The organism is Sphingomonas sp. Ant H11 (assembly GCF_000797515.1).
Taxonomy (GTDB): Bacteria; Pseudomonadota; Alphaproteobacteria; order Sphingomonadales; family Sphingomonadaceae; genus Sphingomonas.
The window spans coordinates 1-19,462 of record NZ_JSBN01000025.1; the positions used below are offsets into that span (position 1 = coordinate 1).

Here is a 19,462-nt window from a genome sequence, read left to right on the forward strand (position 1 = left end):
TGCCCAACGGGGCGCCCCGGCCTGCGCCGGGGCGACGGTTTGGGCTTTATCCATACAACGCCTCCTTGAAGGGTTCCATGCCGACGCGACGATAGGTGTCGAGGAAGCGCTCGCCCTCCGCGCGTTTGGCGAGATAGACGTTGGTCACGGTTTCGACCGCGTCGACGATGCCGTCCTCGTCAAAGCCGGGGCCGGTGATTTTGGCGAGGCTGGTATCCTCCGCGCCCGATCCGCCGAGCAGCAACTGGTAATTTTCGGTGCCCTTCTTGTCGACGCCGAGGATGCCGATGTGCCCGGCATGGTGATGCCCGCAGGCATTGATGCAGCCGCTGATCTTGAGTTTCAGTTCGCCCAGATCGCGCTGGCGGTTCTGGTCGGCGAAGCGCGTGGCGATCTTCTGCGCGACCGGGATCGAGCGTGCATTGGCAAGGCTGCAATAATCGAGACCGGGGCAGGCGATGATGTCGCTGATCAGGTCGAGATTGGCAGGGGCGAGCCCGGCACCGTCGAGCGCCTGCCAAATGGCGTAAAGATCGGCCTTGCGGACGTGCGGCAGCACGATGTTCTGCGCGTGGGTCACGCGCAGTTCGTCGAAGCTGTAGCGCTCGGCGAGATCGGCCATCAGGTCGATCTGCTCGGCGGTGGCGTCGCCGGGGATGCCGCCGGTCGGCTTGAGACTGATCGTGACGATCGCATAGCCCGGTTGCTTGTGCGCGGCGGTGTTCTGATCGACCCACACCGCGAAATCGGGATCTCTGCGGTCGATCGTTTCCGGCGCATCGGTAGAAAATGCCGGGGGCGCAAAGAAGGCGGTGATGCGGTCGAATTCGGCCTTGGGTGGATCGAGCCCGAGCGATTTGACGTGCGCGAACTCTTCCTCGACCTGGCGGCGATATTCGTCGGCACCCAGCTCATGGATCAGGATCTTGATCCGCGCCTTGTAGATATTGTCGCGTCGGCCATAGCGATTGTAGACGCGCAGGCACGCCTCGACATAGCTCAGCAAATCGTCGGCGGTCACGAAATCCTTGATCTCGGGCGCGATCATCGGGGTGCGGCCCATGCCGCCGCCGACATAAATGCGCCCGCCGAGCACGCCATCCCGTTCCAGCAATTGAATGCCGATGTCGTGCAGCCGCATCGCCGCGCGATCTTCCTCGGCCCCGATCACCGCGATCTTGAACTTGCGCGGAAGGTAGCTGAATTCCGGGTGGAAGGTGCTCCACTGGCGCAGCAATTCCGCCCAGATGCGCGGATCGGCGACCTCGTCGGCGGCAGCCCCGGCATATTGGTCGGACGAGATATTTCGGATGCAATTGCCGCTGGTCTGGATCGCGTGCATCTCGACCGTCGCCAGATCGGCAAGGATGTCGGGCGCGTCGGACAGCTTGATCCAGTTATACTGGATGTTCTGACGCGTGGTGAAATGGCCGTAGCCGCGATCGTACTTGCGCGCGATCGTCGCCAGCATCCGCATCTGGCGGCTGTCGAGCGTGCCATAGGGGATGGCGACGCGCAGCATATAGGCGTGGAGCTGCAGATACAGGCCGTTCATCAGCCGCAGCGGCTTGAACTGGTCCTCGGTGATCTGTCCCGCCAGACGGCGCCTTACCTGATCGCGAAACTCCTCGACGCGGGCATCGACGATCTGCTGGTCATATTGGTCGTATTTATACATGTCAGATTACCCAGCTTCCGGCCGCAGGATCCGCAGGCTTCAAGGTCAGATCGGGCCGCACCGTCGGACCGAGCGCGCGGACGCGGTCCTTTATGTGTGCTGGGCGCGGGCCTTCCGGCGTGGCGGTGGCGTCGATCACATAGGCACCGTTGACCCGGCGCGCGCCTTCCTCGCGCGGGCGATGCTTTCGCCCTGGTCGCCGACATCGGCGGCGTCCTCGACATGGCGGGACCAGCTTGAGCCCGTCCACCACAGCACATCACCCGTCGGCAAATCGTTTCCGGTCAGCAGTTTCAAGCAACAGACTCCGCAATTCTGGCCCAGCGACCGAGCTTATCCTCGGCGTCGGACAGATCGACAACTTCGCCGACGACGATGATCGCCGGGGACGCGACCTTTTCGCGCTCGACCATCGACCCGAGATCGGCGAGCAGAGTGCGGATCGCGCGGTGCCCGTCGAGCGTGCCGCGCTCGAGCACCGCGACCGGCATTTCGGGGGCGACGCCGTCGCGCATCAATTTGTCGGCAATGTCGCTGGCGGTGGCGACGCCCATATAAATGACGAGCGTGCGGCCCTTGCCGGCCAGCCCCGACCAGTCCTGATCGGTCAGTCCCTTGCATTGCCCGGCAACGAAGCTGACCGCGCTGCTATGGTCGCGGTGGGTCAGCGGCAGCATCGCCTCCGCCGCGCAGCCCAACGCTGCCGACACGCCGGGGATTACCTCGACCGGCAGACCGGCGGCGCGCACCGCTTCAACCTCTTCGCCGCCACGCCCGAAGATGAACGGATCGCCGCCCTTCAGCCGCACCACGATCGCGCCGGTCTTCACATGCGCGATGATGAGGGTGTTGATCGCCTCCTGCGGCAAGGTGTGCCGGGCTCGCTGCTTTGCCACGGAGATTCGCTGTGCGGTCGCGGGGGCGAGGTCGAGCACGCGCGGATCAATCAAACCGTCATGTACCACGACATCAGCGCTTTCGAGCGCCGCGACCGCGCGCACCGTCAGCAAGCCGGGGTCGCCCGGGCCCGCACCGACGAGAATGACGCGCCCGCGCGCGGTGGGATCGAGAAGCGTTGCCATCGTTATGCGATGGGCTGGACCTGCGCCCGGGGCAATTCACGGTTGCTTGGGGGCTGGGTAGACCAGCTTTTTCCCACTTACTTGATAGGGGATCAGTCCTTGTTCGCCAATTCCCTCGATCGCCGCGCCAATTTGGCGGCTTCGTCGATCAGCAAGGCAGCGACCTCGCTGTCGCGTTCGCGGATCGCAATGGCGAGGCAATTGTCCGATTCGGTTTTCAGCTTGCGGGCGCGGGGCGGTTCGCAATCGGCGGTGTCAGCGTTTTTCACGAACACGCAAAAGCCTGGAATGCGCGTAAGTTCCTGAATTCGCGGCCAGCGGTTGGCCGAAACCCAATAAGTCGACCGCCAACCGCGTTACGCGTCGCGCAAACCGACACCGATCGAAGCGCGCGCCTGGTCGGCCTCGCTTGAAACGACGGGATAGCGCAATAGTCCGCCGCGTAATAGGCGCTTGGCCGATGATTGCCCGACCAGCCGATGCCGCCGAACGGGGCTCCGGAGGAGGCACCGTTGGTCGGCTTGTTCCAATTGACGATTCCGGCGCGCGCATTGGCCCAGAACTGGTCGTACAAAGCCGGGTTCTGGCTGAGCAACGATGCCGACAGGCCGTAGCGCGTGTTGTTCGCTTCGGTAATGGCATCTTCGAAGCTGGATTTGCGGATGACCTGCAGGATCGGGCCGAACAGCTCGATGTCGGGCCGGTCGTTCATTTCGGTGGTGTCGATCAAGGCGGGGCGCAGGAACGGGCGGTCCGCAATCGGGCGTTCGAGATGGCGGATCGGCCGCCCGCCACGCATCATCAGTTCGAGGAAGCTCTCGCTGAGCAAATCGGCGCTCTCATTGTCGATCACCGGCCCCATGAACGGCGACGGGGTGGCATGAGGTTCGTCGACGATGATGCGGTTGACCAGCTTGGTCACTTCCCCAAGCAGCGGCTCGAACAGCTTTTCGTCGACGATCAGGCGGCGCGCGGCGGTGCAGCGCTGACCGGCACTGGTGAAGGCCGATTGCACGATGACGATCGCGGCGGAATGCAAATCGGGCGAATCCCACACCACGATCGGGTTATTGCCGCCCATTTCGAGGGCAAGAATTTTCTCTGGTCGGCTCGCGAACGCGCGGTTGAGCGCGATGCCGGTGTGCGCCGATCCGGTGAACAGCAGACCATCAATGCCGTCATGCGCGGCGAGCGCCTTGCCCTCGGCGGCACCCCCGATCAACAGGCGGACGCACCCCTCGGGCACGCCGCCGGCATGGAAACATTCGACCAGAAAAGCGCCCGAGGCCGGGGTCTTTTCCGACGGCTTGAACACCACTGCGTTGCCTGCGAGCAAGGCGGGCACGATATGGCCGTTGGGCAAATGCGCCGGGAAATTATAGGGGCCCAGCACCGCGAGCACGCCGTGCGGCTTGTGCCGCAAGGCCATCCGTCCGCCCATTTGCGAATCGAGCCGTCGCTGCGGTGTGCGTTCGGCATAGGCCGTCACGGAAATGTCGACCTTGGCGATCACGGTTTCGACTTCGGTGCGGGCTTCCCACAGCGGTTTTCCGGTTTCGCGCGCGATCAGATCGGCAAAGGCATCGGCACGCGCACGCACGACATTGGCGAAGCGGCGCAGGGCCTCGATGCGATAGGCGAGGGGCTGTGCCGCCCAGCTCGCCCAGCTTGCCCGGGCAGTGGCCACCTCGGCGTCGACATCGCCAATCGAGCCACGCCACAAGGTGGCACCGGTCGCGGGTTCGAAGGAAAGAAGTTCGGAAGACATTTACAACGGTCTCTGCCTCAGAATCGTGCGCAAATCCACTCTGCTCGCGGCGGTTCGCTCACTATGGGTTACGTCATCGCCTCACCCATCTCGCGGATGCGCGCGATTTTGGCATGAAAGGGCTGCCAATCGTCCTTCTGGTCGATCGCCGCCCAGATCGTCTCGACTTCGTCGATCAACATCGAACAGGGCGTGCCCTGCCAATAATGATGGTCGCGGGGCTTGCGGGCGACGTAAGGCGTAAGCGCAGCGCGCACCTCGGCGAAGGCCTCGCCTTCGGGCGCGACGCCGCCGAACGTGTCGAAGAAAAAACCATCAAGGCCGCTTTCGCTCGTCCGCAGCGCGCGTTCGACCGTCTGCACCAAGCCACGGTCCTGCTGCGGATCGCGTGGCGTGACGCCCAGTCGCCACAAGATCGCGTGGGACACCGCAAGCTGGTAGCGCTCTGCGAAGCTTTCCAGCACTGCGATCAGCGGTTCGGCCGCGCTGATCGTGCGCAGGCTGACCGCGAGCTGCATCACGTCCCAGTGAATCGCCTCGGGCTGGCGGCCGAAGGCATAGAGTCCGGCATGATCGAAATAGGCGGCGGTGAAACCTGGGTCCCAGGTCGGCGCGAATCGCCACGGGCCGTAATCGAAACTCTCGCCCGTCACGTTGATATTGTCCGAATTGAGTACGCCGTGGACGAACCCCGCTGCCATATAGCTGGCGGCGAGCGTCGCGGCGCGACCGACCACAAGATCGAGCAGACGCTCGGCGGCATTCTCGCCGGGCACCTCGTCATACAGGTTGCGCAGGACATATTCGACGAGCCGCGTCATGTTCTCGGCATCGCGCAGATAGGCGATGCGCTGGAAGGTGCCGATGCGGATGTGGCCGTGGCTGAGCCGCACCAGCACCGCCGAACGGGTGGGGGAGGGCTCGTCGCCGCGCTCCAGCGCCTCGCCGGTTTCGATCAGCGAGAAGCTGCGCGAGGTTTCGACGCCCAGCGCTTCCAGCATTTCGGTGGCGAGCACTTCGCGCATGCCACCTTTCAGCGTCAGTCGCCCGTCGCCAAAGCGGCTCCAGGGTGTCGTGCCGGACCCCTTGGTGGCAAGGTCCATCAGCCGCCCGCGCGTGTCGCGCAATTGCGCGAACAGAAAGCCGCGCCCGTCGCCAATCTCGGGATTGTACACGCGGAACTGGTGGCCATGGTAGCGCAGTGCCAGCGGCTCCGCGAGACTGCCCGGCAGGCTCTCGAACCGCCCGAAATGCCGCAGCCATTCGTCGTCGCCCATCGTATCAAGTCCGACCTCCCGCGCCGCGCGATCGTTACGAAAGCGCAAGCGGGTTTCGGGAAAGTCGGCGGCGGCGACGGGATCGTAAAAGGCATCCCCCAGTTCGAGGATCGCGCTGTGCGGCGCATATGCTTGCGGGGTGATGCTCATGCGTGGATATGGAGGGTGCCGACCGCAGGACGCAACCCCAGGATCTGACCATGTCGCCTTATGAAAATCGATATTGGTGGTCGAATGACGGGGTGCGGCTGCACTATCGCGAGTATCCGGGCCCCGACGATCGCCCGCCGATCCTGTGCCTGCCCGGCCTGACGCGTAACGCGCGCGATTATGACGACCTCGCGCGGCGGCTGTCGCCACAGTGGCGCGTGATCGCAGTCGATCTGCGCGGGCGCGGCGAGAGCGGCTACGCCAAGGACCCGATGACCTATGTCCCGCTTACCTATGTGCAGGATATTGAGGGGCTGCTCGGCGAACTGGGCGTGGCGCGCTACGTCGCGATCGGCACCTCGCTTGGCGGAATCGTGACGATGTTGCTGGCGGGGACGGCGCGCGAAACGCTGGTGGGGGCCGTGCTCAACGACGTCGGCCCGGAGATCCGGCCCGAAGGGCTTTCGCGTATCCGCAGTTATGTCGGCAAATCCAGTAGCTGGCCCACCTGGATCCATGCCGCGCGCGCGGTGGCGGAGGCGAATGGCGACGTCTATCCCACCTATGGCCTCGAAGACTGGCTGGCGATGGCCAAGCGCTTGTATCGGCTCAACAGTGCGGGGCGGATCGTGCTCGACTACGATATGAAGATCGCGGAGCCGTTCCGCGTGCCGGGCAATGAGGCCGGACCCGATATGTGGCGCGCGCTCGACCGCTTGAAGGACGTCCCCACGCTGATCGTGCGCGGGGGCAAGTCCGATATCCTTGCCGCGAGTGTCGCCGAGCGGATGGTCGCCGGGCTCACCGTTGGCGAATTGGTTACGGTCCCCGGGATCGGTCATGCCCCGACGCTTGGCGAACCGGAGGCGCTCGCCGGGATCGATCGCCTGCTCGCGCGGATTGCGGCGGAACCGGCACCGGGCTGACGCGTCTCCCGGCAGTATAACCGGGAGCTTTGCATGACTGACCTTTCCGATGCGTATACCGCAATGCCCAGTTTGAAGGGCAAGCGCGTGATCATCACCGGCGGCACGACCGGGATCGGTCGTGCTATCGCCGTGCTGCTGGCGAGTGAGGGCGCGCGCGTGTTTATCTGCGGCCGCAGCGCGGCGCACCTGGCCGACGCGCTTACGCGCATTCGCGAGGTTGGCGAGGGCGACGGCATCACGCTCGACCTTGCCGAGCCTGCGAGCCCGAAAGCGTTCGTCGAGGCCGGCCGGGCGTATCTCGGCGGCGTCGACGTGTCGGTCATCAACGCCGCTGTCGCTGCCGAGGGGCTGAGCGAAATGTCCGAGGAGGACGTGCGCTATGCCATCGCGACCGATTTTACCGGTTATCTGATGACTGCCCACGCCTCGATCGCGGCGCTTGGCGACGCGGGCGATATCGTGTTGATCGGCTCGATGAGCGCGCATGTGCTGGGCCCCAATTCGACCGTGTATGCCGGAATCAAATACGGCATTCAGGGTTTTGCCGAGGCGTTCCGTAGGGAAATGGGACCCAAGGGCATTCGCGTCGCTTTGGTCGAGCCGGGCCTGACCGGATCGACCATGCAGGAGCCAGAGATGCCGCCGGAAAAACAACGCGAGAAGATCCGCGACGAAACCGCACTGCGCGCCGAGGACATTGCGGTCGGCGTCCAGTATATCCTGACGCAACCGCGTCGCGCGGTCGTGCAACAATTGACCATCACGCCTCGAAACGAGAATTCGGAATGAGCTTTTCCCATGATGCGCTGATCTTCGGTCCCGCCGATGTCGACCTGGCGCGGTCGCCGCTTGCAGGCAAGGTGGATGCCGAAACCTATGTGCTGGGCGCGTTCAACCCCGGCATGACGCGGCTGGCGAATGGCAATCTGCTGCTGATGGTGCGCGTGGCGGAGGCGTTGCGGGCACCGATGACGGATCAGCATATCAACGCCCTGCGTTGGTTCGACGGGGGGTATTGTCTCGATGCCTGGCCGCTCGATTTTGTCGATACCTCCGATCCGCGCAAGTTCATGATGCGGGGCGGCGGATGGAAGGTGATGGCGCTGACCTCGCTGTCGTGGTTGCTGCCGGTCGAACTTACCGCCGACGGCACCCGCGTTGAGGCGGTGCATTACGACAAGGCCGTCACCCCGCGCGCCTCATACCAATGCTACGGCGTCGAGGATGCGCGGATCAGCAAGGTCGGCGATCGTTATCTGATGACGACGTGCTCGGTCAGCCCGGAGCGGCATTCGACCACGCTCTACACCTCCGACAACGCGCTCGACTGGAGACTGGAGGGTATCGTGCTGGATCACCAGAACAAGGACATGCTGATCTTTGAGGGGCAGATCGGCGAGAAATACTGGGCGCAGACCCGGCCGCTCGGCGATTTGTATTTCGCTTATCCACCGGGCAGCGAATGGCGCGCGGGGCCGTCGATCAACCTCGCCAGTTCGCCCGATGCGCTGCACTGGAAGCCGTATGACAAGCCGGGCATCCGCCCCCACGCAGCGACGATGGCGACGGCGCGGATGGGTGGCGGTGCCCCGCCGATCGCGACGCCCGAAGGCTGGCTGACCTTGTGGCACGGCGTGGAGCGTCGGGCGTGGTCGGGATTTACCGGACCTATTGGTCGATCCTTGATCGTGACGATCCCAGCATCGTCCTGCGGACCAGCCATAATCCGCTGATCGAGGCCAATCCGGCGCTGACCGATCCTATCAAGGAGCTGATGTACATCGACAATGTTGTGTTCACGACGGGCATTGTCGACGCCGGCGACCACTATGTGGTGGCCAGCGGCGAGGCCGATCTCGCCTGTCGCATCACGCATATCCCGAAATCGGCCTTCGCCTGAACGAGCCCCTCCCGCGGTAGCGGGAGGGGGTAAGGCCTTATTCCTCGCGCTGGCCCATCAGGCCCAGCAGCAGCTGAAACAGGTTGATGACGTTCAGGTACAGCGACAGCGCGCCCATGATCGCGAGTTTTTCGGCAGCTTGGGTGCCGGCGTACGCGAAATATTCGCTCTTCAGGCGCTGCGTGTCCCAGGCGGTGAGTCCGGTGAACACGACGACACCGGCGACCGAGACGACCGTCTGCAGCACCGACGAGCCGATGAACAGATTGACCAGGCTGGCGCCGATCACGCCGATCAGGCCGACCATCAGGAAGGTCGACATCTTGGTCAAGTCGCGCCCGGTGGTGTAGCCCCACAGGCTCATGCCAGCGAACAGCGCGGCGGCGGTGAAGAACGCCTGCGCGATGCTGGTGCCGGTGAACACCAGGAAGATGCTCGCCATCGACACGCCCATTACCGCTGCGAAGGCGAAGAAGGCGGTGCGGGCACCCGACGTCGTCATCCGGTCGATGCGGAACGAGAAGAACATCACGAAGGCGAGCGGCGCGAACATCGCCACCCATTTGAGCGGGGTGCCGAAGATCAGCGCCACCAGCGCGGGCGTCGAGGCAACGCCCAGCGCGACCAGCCCGGTCAGCGCCAGGCCGATCCCCATGTTGCGATAAATGCCGAGCATGTAGCTGCGAAGCCCCTCGTCGCGCGCGGCGACGGTATTGGGGATGGTGCGATAGACATTGGGTTGCACGGGTGTGGGTCCTTTATGCGGTAGCGGTGACGCGCCGGGTCAGCGCGCGGTGAAGATGGTCCTTGATCGCGAGGCGGCGCTTCTTCAGCGCGGCGATGTGCACAGGATCGGGGGCCAAACGCGCGCGCTCGCGCGCCACGGCGGAGTCGATTGCGCGGTGGAGGGCGGTCAGGCGGTCGATCATTTTGGTCATGGCAGCAGCCTCTTCTTCGATGGTGAAATCGATCGGGCTGTTTCGGGGCGGGGACGGTGTCATGGGCCGTCCAGCACCGAGCGAGCTCGATGCGGTCCGACATCACGAGGGCTTGTTCAGCCCTCGCCAGAGGGGCCCGGTCCGCATCCCGAAAATATGGAGCGTTGCGCGCGCTTTCAAGAGGCGGGCGAGATGACTGGGGAGATGACGTGGCATTCATTTGCCGCTAACGCCCGGCCAAATGGCGCGCCCGGTCAACATTCTGCATCTGCACTCCACCTTCTCGCTGGGCGGAAAGGAGGCGCGCGCGGTACGCCTGATGAACGCCTTTGGCGACCGTGCGCGGCACACGATCGTGTCGAGCATGGACGGCCAGTATGGCGCGCGCGATGCGATCGCCAAGGGCATCGATTACGAGATCGCGCAGAACCCGCCGCCGCTGACCGGCGGCCCTTCGGTCAAGCGTTACGAAGCGATCGCGGCCTATATGCGCCGCTTCGATTTGGTGCTGACCTATAATTGGGGCGCGATCGACGGGGCGATGGCGCGGCGCGTGTCGTCCGCCGGGGTGCCGCCGCTGGTGCATCATGAGGACGGTTTCAACGCCGATGAAGCCGATGGGCTGAAGCCGACGCGCAACCTCTATCGCCGCTTCGCGCTGACCAAGGCGGCGGCGTTGGTGGTGCCGTCCGAGACGCTGGAAGACATTGCGCTGAAAACGTGGAAGCAGCCGCGCGCGCGCGTCCACCGGATCGCCAATGGCATCGACACTGCGCTGTATGCGCAAAAACCCAAGCCCGATGCGATCCCCGGCTTCAAGCGCAAGCCGGGCGAAATCGTGATCGGCACGCTTGCCGGGCTGCGCGAGGTGAAGGACCTGCCGATGCTGGTCCGGGCGGTGGGCGGCATGTCGGCGCGCGTGCGGCTGGTGATCGTGGGCGAGGGGCCCGAGCGGCAGGCGATCCTCGACACCGCCGAGCGGATGGGGATGCTCGACCAGTTGGTGATGCCCGGCTTCCTGCCGCGCCCGCACGAATATATCGGGCTGTTCGATATTCTGGCGCTATCGTCCAAATCCGAGCAATTCCCGATCTGCGTGATCGAGGGGATGGCGGCGGGCTTGCCGATCGTGTCCACACCGGTCGGTGACGTGCTGCGCATGGTCGTGCCCGAAAACAGCAGCTTCATCGAAAAGCGCGGGCATGAGGTCTTGATCCGCGATGCGCTGGAGGCGCTGGCCAAATCGGACCCGGAAGGGCGGCGCTGGCTCGGCGAACTCAACCGGCGCAAGGCGGTGGCCGAGTATGACGAGGCCACCATGATCGCCCGCTATGCCGGGCTCTACGGCGCGGTGATCGGGCGGCCGGAGGCCTTCGTCTAATTGACGATTTGCCCGTCGGTGCATCCAAAGCGTATATCATACGTAAGTTTAAGTCGGAGGCTGTCACGTTGTTCAAAGGTTTGAAGCCCATCGTCTATGGCGGCCGTGAGGTCTGGCCCCTGGTCGAGGGTGGCAAAGGCGTCGCCGCGACCAACCACGCAAGCGCGGGGGCATGGGCGGCGGCGGGCGGCATCGGCACGGTTTCGGCCGTCAATGCCGACAGTTACGATCCCGACGGCAAGATCATCCCGCAAGTCTATAAGGCGCTCACCCGCCGCGAACGGCATGAGGAACTGATCGACTATGCGATCGAGGGGGCGGTGCAGCAGGTGCGCCGCGCGTTCGACATTGCCGGTGGCAAGGCGCGATCAACATCAACGTGCTATGGGAAATGGGCGGTGCGCAGCGCATCCTGCACGGTGTGCTGGAACGCACGCGCGGGCTTGTCTCCGGAGTCACGTGCGGCGCGGGCATGCCCTACAAGTTGAGCGAGATCGCGGCGTCCTATGAAGTCAGCTATCTGCCGATCGTCAGCTCGGGCCGCGCCTTCCGCGCGCTGTGGAAGCGCGCATATTCGAAGGCGGCGGAATGGCTGTCGGCGGTGGTGTATGAGGATCCGTGGCTGGCGGGCGGCCATAACGGCCTGTCCAATGCCGAGGACCCGCTCGTCCCGCAGGACCCGTATCCACGCGTGAAGGCGCTGCGCGAGACGATGCGCGAGGGCGGCATTGCCGACAGCGTGCCGATCGTGATGGCAGGCGGCGTCTGGTATCTCCGCGACTGGTCCGACTGGATCGACAATCCCGAACTGGGCACGATCGCTTTCCAGTTCGGCACGCGCCCGCTGCTGACGCAGGAAAGCCCGATTCCCGATGCGTGGAAGGCACGCCTCACCAATATCGAGGAAGGCGAGGTGCTGCTGCACCGCTTCTCGCCCACCGGTTTCTATTCGAGCGCGGTGCTCAACCCGTTCCTGCGGCATTTGCAGGCGCGTTCCGAACGGCAGATCGCCTTTTCGACGCAAAGTGCCGGCGACCATGTGTTCCAGCTCGACGTGGGAGTGAAGGGCAAGAACTTCTGGGTGACGCGCAACGACCTGCTGCGCGCGCGGCAGTGGTTCGGCGATGGCTTTACCGACGCGCTGAAAACGCCCGACAACACGCTCGTCTTCGTCACGCCACAGGACAAGGGCGTGATTCGCAAGGACCAGGCCGATTGCATGGGTTGCCTCAGCCAGTGCGCTTTCTCATCCTGGTCCGACACCGAGACCAATTCGACCGGCCGCCTGGCCGACCCGCGCAGCTTCTGTATCCAGAAGACACTGCAGGACATCGCGCATGGTGGCGATGTCGAACAGAATCTGATGTTCGCTGGGCACGGTGCTTATCAGTTCAAGCGCGATCCGTTTTATTCCAACGGGTTTGTGCCGACGGTGAAACAATTGGTTGACCGTATTTTGACCGGAGACTGATGTCTTAGCGCTGTCGCAATGTTTGTTGGGTTGGTGAAATCTTCATCCCGTCGCATTAGGTGCCGACGGGATGACTTCTCCCGTTTTCCTGACCGTCGATACGGAATTGATGTGGCGCCATCACAGCGATGGCCTGGCCGGGGCGGAGATTTTCGCGCGTTCGCTGGAACCGGCGGGCGTCGGGGTGTCGTATCAGCTTGAGGTGCTCGCGCGGCATGGGCTGAAGGCATGCTTCTTCGTCGATCCGATGCCGGCGTTGACCTTTGGCCTCGCGCCCGTCCGGGCGATTGTGGAAACGATTTTGGCGGCCGGGCAGGAGGTGCAACTCCATTTGCATCCGAACTGGACCGCCGCTGTGGCAGGCGACAAGGGCGTAAGCGCCGCGCGATTCGAACTCATCGAATATAGCCTGGCCGAACAGCGCGCGCTGATTCGCGGGGCGACCGAGTTGCTTGTCGCGACCGGCGCGCCGCATCCGATCGCGTTTCGCGCGGGATCGTATAGCGCCAATGCGGATACGCTTTGCGCCCTTGCCGAGCTCGGCTTCGTCTATGACGCCAGCCACAATGGCGGCGAGCATCCTTGGCCGAGCGCGATCGACCTCCCCGCCGCGCAGATCGCACCGCTGCGCCATCGCGGTGTGATCGAGGTGCCGGTGACGCTGATCGAGGAGAAAGCGGGTGCTCTGCGCAACTTCCAGATCTGCGCGCTGTCGGCGGGCGAAATGCGCGCAGCCCTCGACCATGCGCTCGACCGGCACCATGCGGCGGTGACGATCGTCAGCCACGGCTTCGAGCTCGCCAACCGCGCGGGCACGCGGCCCAATGCGGTGCATGTCCGCCGCTTCGAAGCGTTGTGCGCGTTGCTCGCCGAACGCGCGACCGAACTGCGACGATGCATTTCGCGGATCGCCCGGCGCTGCGGCTTGGGCAATATGACGTTCCGCTCGGCCCCGATCCACTGCGCACGCGCTGGCGTCAGGCCGAGCAATTATGGTCCAACATGGTCGCGGAACGGGCGGCGTGAACGGGGCGGAACCGCTGCCCCTGCGGTTCCAGATCGGCGCGCGGACGCTGGCCGCGGTGGAGCGGTACCTGGTGCGCGTGCCGCTGTCGCTGGGGCAGGTGCTGGATGGGCAACCGCCGGTATTGCCGCCGCTGGCTGCCCAGGCGCACGGCTATCTCATCACCTCCGTGCCCGCTGCGCAGTGCGATGTCGTAATGGCGGCAGCACCCGGCATGATCGCGCAGGTGCGGCAACGCTATACGCGGCATTATGCCGATCTCGGCATCGGGTTCGACGCGTATCAGGCCGCGCTGTCGGGCAACACGCGCTCGGGCCTGAAGCGCAAGACGCGGCGCGTGATGGAGGTGTCGGGCGGCCTGCTCGACGTGCGGCGGTTCCGCACGCCCGAGGAGATGCAGCGCTTCCACGACATTGCGCGCGGCATTTCGCGGCGCACCTATCAGGAGCGTTTGCTGGGCGGCGGTCTGCCCGACGACGCGCCGTTTCTGCAAAGCCTGCGCGCGCTGGCGGCGGCGGATTCGGTACGCGCGTGGCTGCTTTATATTGCCGGGGAGCCTGCCGCCTATCTCTATTGCCCGGTCGTGGCGGGGACGGTGCGCTATGACCATGTCGGGCACGATCCGGCGTTCAACGATCTGTCGCCGGGCGGGGTGCTGATGCTGGAAGCGATGCGCGATCTTTATGCGGAGCCGGGCCTCACGCAGTTCGATTTCACCGAGGGCGACGGCCAGCACAAGCGCAGCTTCGCCACGGATGGGGTCGCTTGTCTTGACCTGCTGCTGCTGCGCCCCTCGCTCGCCAATCGCGCGACGATGCTGGCGCTCGGTGTGTTCGACCGCAGTGCGGCGTGGGGCAAGCGCGCCGTCGCGCGGCTGGGGCTGGAGGCGCTGGCGAAGCGGGTGCGGCGGTAGGGGGTGGTGTGCAGCGATTGAGGGACGGGATGAGCCGACAGAATATGGCATGTAGGGGTGATGCCGGACTGCGGAATTTCTGGTTCCGTCCAATAGCGGACGTGCGACGTATGTGCTCCAAGGCTCTCATGCGCAGATCAACATATGTAACAGTCACGTCCGCGACGTTAGTGATAATGTCGCTGATTGGTGGCTGTAACCGGCCCATTTCAGATGCAGAGAAGCTCAGAGCGATCCGAGCTGAGGCTTATGGGTTGATGAAAACGGACCCGCCCGAAAAGCCGAGAAGCTGGAAAAAAGTCCCGAAAGAACAATGGCCGCTGGCTATTGCAGGTCTTCACCCGGCCGATGTCACGGTTCACACGTGGGGCGTCGATATTATGACCAACGCATATTTTGATGGCGGCTACGGCTATCAGGTGCCGCTCAGCAAGGCCGACCTCCCAATGCCTCCAGCCTGCTATTCGGAGCCTGCGCGAGGTGTGTTCTGGCATAATCCGTGCTGACGGCAGCTAACCACCAATCTAAGCCAAATCCCCAATCACCAATCCCCCATTGCCACACCAAAGCTGGCGAAAACCCGCCCCCGCGTTACACCGCCGCCATGCATCTCCGCGTCGAAGCCCTGATCCTCACCATCCGCCATCATGGCGAGCATGGCGCGATTGTGCGGGCGCTGACCGCCGAGCATGGCTTGCAGGCGGGCTATGTGCGGGGTGGGCGCTCCAGTCGTAATCGGCCGATTCTGCAACCGGCCAATCGCGTGATCGGCGAATGGCGCGCGCGCACCGATGACCAGCTTGCCAGCCTGAGCGTGGAACTCGTCACCAGCCGCGCGCCGCTTTATGCCGAGCCGCTGCCCGCCGCCGCGCTCGATTGGGTGACGACGCTGACCGCCGCCGCCTTGCCCGAGGCGCAACCCTATCCACGGCTCTATGCAGCGCTCGACGGGACGATCGTGGCGGTCGAATCCGCGCCCGCCGCGCGCGGCTGGGCGCTGGCGCTGGCGCGGTATGAACTGCTGCTGCTGGCGGAGCTTGGCTATGGGCTGGAGCGCGATATGCTGCCGACCGCGCTGACCACGGGTGTTGCGCCCGATTGGGACGATATTCTTGCCGCACTGGCGCTCACTGGCGACGCGCTGGAGCGGCAAATCCTGGTCGATCGGCGCGCCGCGACGCTCGATGCGCGGGCGCGGCTGGTCGATCGGTTGAAAAGGGCGGTTGCGTGAGGCGCTTCGCCTCGGCATTGCCCTGCGCAGCATAAGGGAGCACGCCTGTGGCACTGATCGCACTTCTCGCCGGAGACGGCATCGGCCCCGAAGTCACGCATGAGGCGCGCCGCGTGCTCGAAGCGCTCGACCTCGGCCATGAATTCGAGAGCGCGCCGATCGGTGGTGCGGCCTATCGCCAGACCAGCCACCCGCTACCGCCCGAAACGCTCGCGCTGGCCAAACGCGCCGACGCGATCCTGTTCGGCGCGGTCGGCGATCCCGAGATGGACGGGCTGGAGCGCGCGCTTCGGCCCGAACAGGCGATCCTGGGCCTGCGCAAGGCGCTCGGCCTGTTCGCCAATTTGCGCCCGGCCAAGATGTTTCCGGGGCTGGAGGACGCCTCTGCACTCCGCCCGGAAGTGGCGCGTGCGATCGATCTGGTGATTGTGCGCGAGCTGACCGGCGACGTCTATTTCGGCGATAAGGGCCGCAGCATCACGCATACCGGCCTGCGCGAAGGCCATGACCTGATGCGCTATGACGAGGTCGAGGTCGCCCGCATCGTCCGCGTCGGTTTCGAGATGGCGCAGCGCCGCAAGCGCATCCTCACTTCGGTCGACAAGGCCAATGTGCTGGAAACTTCGCAACTGTGGCGCGAAGTCGTCAATGAGATCGCGCTCGATTATCCCGATGTGAAGCTGACGCACATGTATGTCGACAATGCCGCGATGCAGCTGGTGCGCAACCCCGGCGCGTTCGACGTGATCGTGACGGGCAATCTGTTCGGCGACATCCTGTCCGACCAGGCGAGCATGTGCGTCGGCTCGATCGGGATGCTGCCCTCGGCCTCGCTCAATGAGTGGCAGGGGACGTGCGGGCTGTATGAGCCGATCCACGGCTCGGCACCCGACATTGCGGGGCAGGGCAAGGCCAATCCGTGCGCGGCGATCCTGTCGGCGGCGATGCTGCTGCGGCACTCGCTGGCGGATGAAGCCTCGGCGCAGCGGATCGAGGCGGCGGTGATCGCGGCGATCGCGGACGGTGCGCGCACGCCCGATCTGGGCGGAACGCATTCGACAGCGGCGATGGGCGACGCAGTACTGGCTGCGCTCAAATGAACGAAGCGCTGGAACTCGCAGTGGTCATCCCGACCTTCAATGAACTGCGCAACGTTCCAGTGTTGATCGCCAAGCTCGACGCGGCGCTGGCCGGTCGACGCTGGGAAGCGATCTTCGTCGATGACGACAGCCCCGATGGCACCGCGCAGGCGGCGCGCGATCTTGCCCTGCGCGATGCGCGGGTACGCGTGATCCAGCGGATCGGGCGGCGCGGCCTGTCCTCGGCGTGCATCGAGGGGATTTGCGCGACTGCGGCACCGGCGGTCGCGGTGATCGATGGCGATTTGCAGCATGACGAGACGCTGCTGCCGCAGATGCTCGATGCCTTGCAGGCGGATGGCGCGCTCGATCTGGTGATCGGATCGCGCTTCGTCGCGGGCGGGGGTACGGGCGATTGGGATCAGGATCGCGTGGCCAAATCGGCGCTGGCGACGCGGCTGTCCCGCTATGTGCTGAAGGCCGACCTTAGCGATCCGATGAGCGGTTTCTTCATGATCCGCACCGCTGTGGCGCGCGCGCTGGTGCCGGGCCTGTCGGCGATCGGCTTCAAGATCCTGCTCGACATCATGACCGCGAGCCCGCGTCCGCTGAAATTCCTCGAATTGCCTTATACTTTCCGCCTGCGCAGCGAGGGGGAGAGCAAGCTCGACCATGTCGTGGCGATGGAGTTTCTGATCGCTTTGTACGATCGGCTGTTCGGGCGGATCGTGCCGGTGCGGTTCGTGATGTTTTCAGGGATTGGAGCGCTGGGCGCGCTGGTCCACCTGACGGTGTTATGGGCGCTGTTCCGCGCGGAGGGGCTGAACTTCCTGGCCGCGACGATCGTCGCGACGGGCGTTGCGATGACCTTCAACTTCTTCCTCAACAATGCGCTGACCTATCGCGAGCGGCGGCTGAAGGGCGTGCGGCAATTGTTCGATGGCTGGGTGTCGTTCTGCCTCGTCTGCGCGGTTGGCGCGGCGGCCAATGTCGGGGTCGCGGCGTTCCTGTTCAGCGTGCAGCACGGAGCGTGGGCGGCCCCCGCGCTGGCGGGAATCGTGGTGGCGGCGGTGTGGAATTATGCGCTGTCGTCGCGCTTCGTGTGGGGGCGGTATTAAAGTCGTTTTCGCCCAAGCACGATCATCCATGGTCCGTTCGGGCTGAGCTCGTCGAAGCCCCGCCGCACAAGCAACGGTGCCCCTGCGGAGGCGGCCCTTCGACAGGCTCAGGGCGAACGGGGAAAGGGACAGCCTCTAAACCCAGCTCGGAAACCACGTCCAGAAATGGAAGGCGTTGGGCCCCCATAACGGCATTGCCGATAACACCGGATAGAAGAGCGCGAACAGCGCGACGACCAGCAGCAGGAAGCGCGCATCCCAGCGCTTGCCGCGCGCGAAATGATCGAGTGACACCGCCAGCGCGACGCACAGGAAGATGCTCGGCAGATAGTAATAATAGAAAAAGCCAAGCGATTTCGGGATGATCGCCCAGATCACATAGCTGCCCAGCCATAGCCCCGTCGCCGCCAGTAGCGCGGGCGCGCGTGTCCGCCACCAGCCGTACAGGCACGCCGCTACCGCAACCAGCCCGCCCCACAGCACCGCCGGATTGCCGACCAGCAGCACCCCGCGCTGCGCGCTATCCACGCGTTCGTACAGATACCAGATCGGTCGGACCATCACTGGCCACGTCCACCACGCCGATTGATAGGGGTGGTGCGGCAGGACTTGCGTTTGCTGGCCGTACATTTGCATTTGAAAGGGCAGCAGCTTGGCGACCGTCATCGGCTGCACCGTGTAGAAAAAGGCAGGGGCGAAGGTCGCGAAATAGGTCGCGATGCTGACCGTTCCCAGCACCAGAATCGCCGGGATCGCCGCCATCCCCGGCCAGTGTCGATGGACGCCGCCGATCGGGCGGGCGTTGAGCGCGGCATAAACCGATCGCCCCCCACGCCGCGCATCGCTCAGCCGCACCATAACAAAGGCAATCGCGGCATAAGCAACGAACGGTGCGGCGATCCATTTCGCGGCAACGGCGAGACCGAGCAGCACGCTCCCCAAGATCCAGCGCGACCATGCCGTCCCGCTCGACTCGGCGCGCATCGCCCACAGCAAGGCGGCGATGCCGAGCACGGTGAACGCGGCCATATAGCCATCGAGCATCGCGATCCGCGCCTGGATGAACACCGTGCCGTTGAACAGGACGAACAACGCGCCGAACAGTGCCGGGCGCACCCGCCCAAGCATCAGCCACAGAATCGCGAACACGCCGAGCACCGTCGCTGTGCCCGCCAGCGTCGAGAAGAAGCGCCATCCCAGACTATTGTCGCCGAACAGCAAAATACCGCTCGCGATGATCTCCTTGGCGAGCAGGGGGTGTTCGATATTCACTGGCCCGCTCAGCGCGATCAATTGCCGTGCGGCGGGCACGTAATGCACCTCGTCGAACATCACTTTGGTCGGCACGGTCAGGCGAAAGCAGAACAGCGCTTGCGACAGAACCGCCAGCAACGCGGCGGCACGATAGGGACTGGGTTGGTTGGCGTTCACGCGCGCCTCTATCCGTCTTCGCTACGGTGCTTTCAAGGGAGTGCGGATTGCTCCCACGCGAATCGCCCCATTGACGCGCGCCCCCCGCGCCC

General features: G+C 64.7%; 18 protein-coding genes and 4 pseudogenes. 11 read left to right on the plus strand and 11 right to left on the minus strand.

Annotated elements, in window-relative coordinates; genetic code table 11:
• Window positions 1-46: 46 nt before the first annotated feature.
• From NW75_RS05960 to NW75_RS05985, 6 genes and pseudogenes are all read right to left on the minus strand, one after another.
• Window positions 47-1,678: a nitrite/sulfite reductase gene (locus NW75_RS05960; protein ID WP_033964304.1), complete on the minus strand. Its 1,632-nt coding sequence runs from the start codon at window positions 1,676-1,678 to the stop codon at window positions 47-49.
• Between the two features lies 1 nt (window position 1,679).
• A pseudogene (locus NW75_RS05965) lies at window positions 1,680-1,975 on the minus strand (DUF2849 domain-containing protein).
• Window positions 1,972-2,760: a uroporphyrinogen-III C-methyltransferase gene (gene cobA, locus NW75_RS05970; RefSeq protein ID WP_033964306.1), complete on the minus strand. Its 789-nt coding sequence runs from the start codon at window positions 2,758-2,760 to the stop codon at window positions 1,972-1,974. Before cobA ends, NW75_RS05965 begins: the two are co-directional and overlap by 4 nt.
• Before the next feature lie 92 nt (window positions 2,761-2,852).
• Entirely contained in the window at window positions 2,853-3,029 is a 177-nt protein-coding gene (locus NW75_RS05975) for a hypothetical protein (protein ID WP_231564988.1), read from the minus strand.
• 87 nt (window positions 3,030-3,116) lie between these two features.
• A pseudogene (astD, locus tag NW75_RS05980) lies at window positions 3,117-4,528 on the minus strand (succinylglutamate-semialdehyde dehydrogenase).
• A 68-nt stretch (window positions 4,529-4,596) separates the two neighbouring features.
• The gene (locus NW75_RS05985) at window positions 4,597-5,955 is read right to left on the minus strand and encodes a protein adenylyltransferase SelO family protein (protein WP_033964308.1); all 1,359 of its coding nucleotides are present in this window, start codon (window positions 5,953-5,955) and stop codon (window positions 4,597-4,599) included.
• Window positions 5,956-6,005: 50 nt separating this feature from the next.
• Here NW75_RS05985 and NW75_RS05990 point away from each other — a divergent pair, with 50 nt between their 5' ends.
• The 3 genes and pseudogenes from NW75_RS05990 (at window position 6,006) to NW75_RS06000 (ending at window position 8,784) form a co-directional block, all read left to right on the plus strand.
• Complete coding sequence (locus NW75_RS05990; protein ID WP_033964327.1) at window positions 6,006-6,881, plus strand: alpha/beta fold hydrolase; 876 nt, start codon at window positions 6,006-6,008, stop codon at window positions 6,879-6,881.
• A gap of 33 nt (window positions 6,882-6,914) precedes the next feature.
• Complete coding sequence (locus NW75_RS05995) at window positions 6,915-7,673, plus strand: SDR family oxidoreductase (protein ID WP_033964309.1); 759 nt, start codon at window positions 6,915-6,917, stop codon at window positions 7,671-7,673.
• Window positions 7,670-8,784 (plus strand): annotated as a pseudogene (locus tag NW75_RS06000) (glycosidase). The gene NW75_RS05995 and the pseudogene NW75_RS06000 overlap by 4 nt, the downstream one beginning before the upstream one ends.
• 37 nt (window positions 8,785-8,821) lie before the next feature.
• Here NW75_RS06000 and NW75_RS06005 read toward each other — a convergent pair.
• Together NW75_RS06005 and NW75_RS06010 are read right to left on the minus strand one after the other, a co-directional pair.
• Window positions 8,822-9,460 carry a Bax inhibitor-1/YccA family protein gene (locus tag NW75_RS06005; RefSeq protein WP_126847167.1) on the minus strand — a complete coding sequence of 213 codons (639 nt, stop codon included), beginning with the start codon at window positions 9,458-9,460 and terminating at the stop codon, window positions 8,822-8,824.
• An 82-nt stretch (window positions 9,461-9,542) separates the two neighbouring features.
• Window positions 9,543-9,722, minus strand: coding sequence for a YdcH family protein (locus NW75_RS06010; RefSeq protein ID WP_137903110.1), 180 nt, complete (start codon window positions 9,720-9,722; stop codon window positions 9,543-9,545).
• A gap of 241 nt (window positions 9,723-9,963) precedes the next feature.
• Here NW75_RS06010 and NW75_RS06015 point away from each other — a divergent pair, with 241 nt between their 5' ends.
• Together NW75_RS06015 and NW75_RS06020 are read left to right on the plus strand one after the other, a co-directional pair.
• Window positions 9,964-11,103 (plus strand): glycosyltransferase, encoded by a 1,140-nt coding sequence (locus tag NW75_RS06015; protein ID WP_033964311.1) that lies wholly within the window; start codon window positions 9,964-9,966, stop codon window positions 11,101-11,103.
• 68 nt (window positions 11,104-11,171) lie between these two features.
• Window positions 11,172-12,574, plus strand: a pseudogene (locus NW75_RS06020) (NAD(P)H-dependent flavin oxidoreductase).
• A gap of 55 nt (window positions 12,575-12,629) precedes the next feature.
• Here the strand turns inward: NW75_RS06020 and NW75_RS26010 are convergent.
• Together NW75_RS26010 and NW75_RS26015 are read right to left on the minus strand one after the other, a co-directional pair.
• Window positions 12,630-13,154, minus strand: coding sequence for a hypothetical protein (locus tag NW75_RS26010; RefSeq protein ID WP_231564989.1), 525 nt, complete (start codon window positions 13,152-13,154; stop codon window positions 12,630-12,632).
• Complete coding sequence (locus tag NW75_RS26015) at window positions 13,124-13,399, minus strand: hypothetical protein (protein ID WP_231564990.1); 276 nt, start codon at window positions 13,397-13,399, stop codon at window positions 13,124-13,126. The genes NW75_RS26010 and NW75_RS26015 overlap by 31 nt, the downstream gene beginning before the upstream one ends.
• 69 nt (window positions 13,400-13,468) lie before the next feature.
• Between NW75_RS26015 and NW75_RS27240 the strand changes: the two genes are divergently transcribed.
• The 6 genes from NW75_RS27240 to NW75_RS06050 all read left to right on the plus strand — a co-directional run bounded on the left by NW75_RS27240 (window position 13,469) and on the right by NW75_RS06050 (window position 17,939).
• Window positions 13,469-13,600: a hypothetical protein gene (locus NW75_RS27240; protein ID WP_269430276.1), complete on the plus strand. Its 132-nt coding sequence runs from the start codon at window positions 13,469-13,471 to the stop codon at window positions 13,598-13,600.
• Window positions 13,597-14,511, plus strand: a complete 915-nt coding sequence (locus tag NW75_RS06030) for a GNAT family N-acetyltransferase (protein ID WP_171010580.1) — start codon at window positions 13,597-13,599, stop codon at window positions 14,509-14,511. The genes NW75_RS27240 and NW75_RS06030 overlap by 4 nt, the downstream gene beginning before the upstream one ends.
• Before the next feature lie 176 nt (window positions 14,512-14,687).
• Entirely contained in the window at window positions 14,688-15,017 is a 330-nt protein-coding gene (locus NW75_RS06035; protein WP_126847004.1) for a hypothetical protein, read from the plus strand.
• Between the two features lie 98 nt (window positions 15,018-15,115).
• A complete protein-coding gene (gene recO, locus NW75_RS06040; RefSeq protein ID WP_033964315.1) occupies window positions 15,116-15,742 on the plus strand; it encodes a DNA repair protein RecO in 627 nt (208 codons plus the stop codon).
• Between the two features lie 47 nt (window positions 15,743-15,789).
• Window positions 15,790-16,842, plus strand: a complete 1,053-nt coding sequence (leuB, locus tag NW75_RS06045) for a 3-isopropylmalate dehydrogenase (protein ID WP_033964316.1) — start codon at window positions 15,790-15,792, stop codon at window positions 16,840-16,842.
• Window positions 16,839-17,939: a glycosyltransferase gene (locus NW75_RS06050; protein WP_033964317.1), complete on the plus strand. Its 1,101-nt coding sequence runs from the start codon at window positions 16,839-16,841 to the stop codon at window positions 17,937-17,939. The genes leuB and NW75_RS06050 overlap by 4 nt, the downstream gene beginning before the upstream one ends.
• Window positions 17,940-18,074: 135 nt before the next feature.
• On the opposite strand, the gene NW75_RS06055 is transcribed toward NW75_RS06050, so the two are convergent.
• The gene (locus NW75_RS06055; protein WP_231564991.1) at window positions 18,075-19,370 is read right to left on the minus strand and encodes a phospholipid carrier-dependent glycosyltransferase; all 1,296 of its coding nucleotides are present in this window, start codon (window positions 19,368-19,370) and stop codon (window positions 18,075-18,077) included.
• Window positions 19,371-19,462 lie beyond the last annotated feature (92 nt).

Bases quoted from the DNA above. Each gene is read 5' to 3' on its own strand.
- NW75_RS06015 (WP_033964311.1), top strand. From the start codon at position 9,964: ATGGCGCGCCCGGTCAACATTCTGCATCTGCACTCCACCTTCTCGCTG.
- NW75_RS05985 (WP_033964308.1), bottom strand. From the start codon at position 5,955: ATGAGCATCACCCCGCAAGCATATGCGCCGCACAGCGCGATCCTCGAA.
- NW75_RS26010 (WP_231564989.1), bottom strand. From the start codon at position 13,154: ATGCTCGCCGCCATTGTGGCTGGCGTCATAGACGAAGCCGAGCTCGGC.
- NW75_RS05960 (WP_033964304.1), bottom strand. From the start codon at position 1,678: ATGTATAAATACGACCAATATGACCAGCAGATCGTCGATGCCCGCGTC.
- NW75_RS05995 (WP_033964309.1), top strand. From the start codon at position 6,915: ATGACTGACCTTTCCGATGCGTATACCGCAATGCCCAGTTTGAAGGGC.
- NW75_RS05990 (WP_033964327.1), top strand. From the start codon at position 6,006: ATGTCGCCTTATGAAAATCGATATTGGTGGTCGAATGACGGGGTGCGG.
- recO (WP_033964315.1), top strand. From the start codon at position 15,116: ATGCATCTCCGCGTCGAAGCCCTGATCCTCACCATCCGCCATCATGGC.
- cobA (WP_033964306.1), bottom strand. From the start codon at position 2,760: ATGGCAACGCTTCTCGATCCCACCGCGCGCGGGCGCGTCATTCTCGTC.
- NW75_RS06035 (WP_126847004.1), top strand. From the start codon at position 14,688: ATGTCGCTGATTGGTGGCTGTAACCGGCCCATTTCAGATGCAGAGAAG.
- NW75_RS27240 (WP_269430276.1), top strand. From the start codon at position 13,469: ATGCATTTCGCGGATCGCCCGGCGCTGCGGCTTGGGCAATATGACGTT.
- NW75_RS06005 (WP_126847167.1), bottom strand. From the start codon at position 9,460: ATGCTCGGCATTTATCGCAACATGGGGATCGGCCTGGCGCTGACCGGG.
- NW75_RS06010 (WP_137903110.1), bottom strand. From the start codon at position 9,722: ATGACCAAAATGATCGACCGCCTGACCGCCCTCCACCGCGCAATCGAC.
- NW75_RS06050 (WP_033964317.1), top strand. From the start codon at position 16,839: ATGAACGAAGCGCTGGAACTCGCAGTGGTCATCCCGACCTTCAATGAA.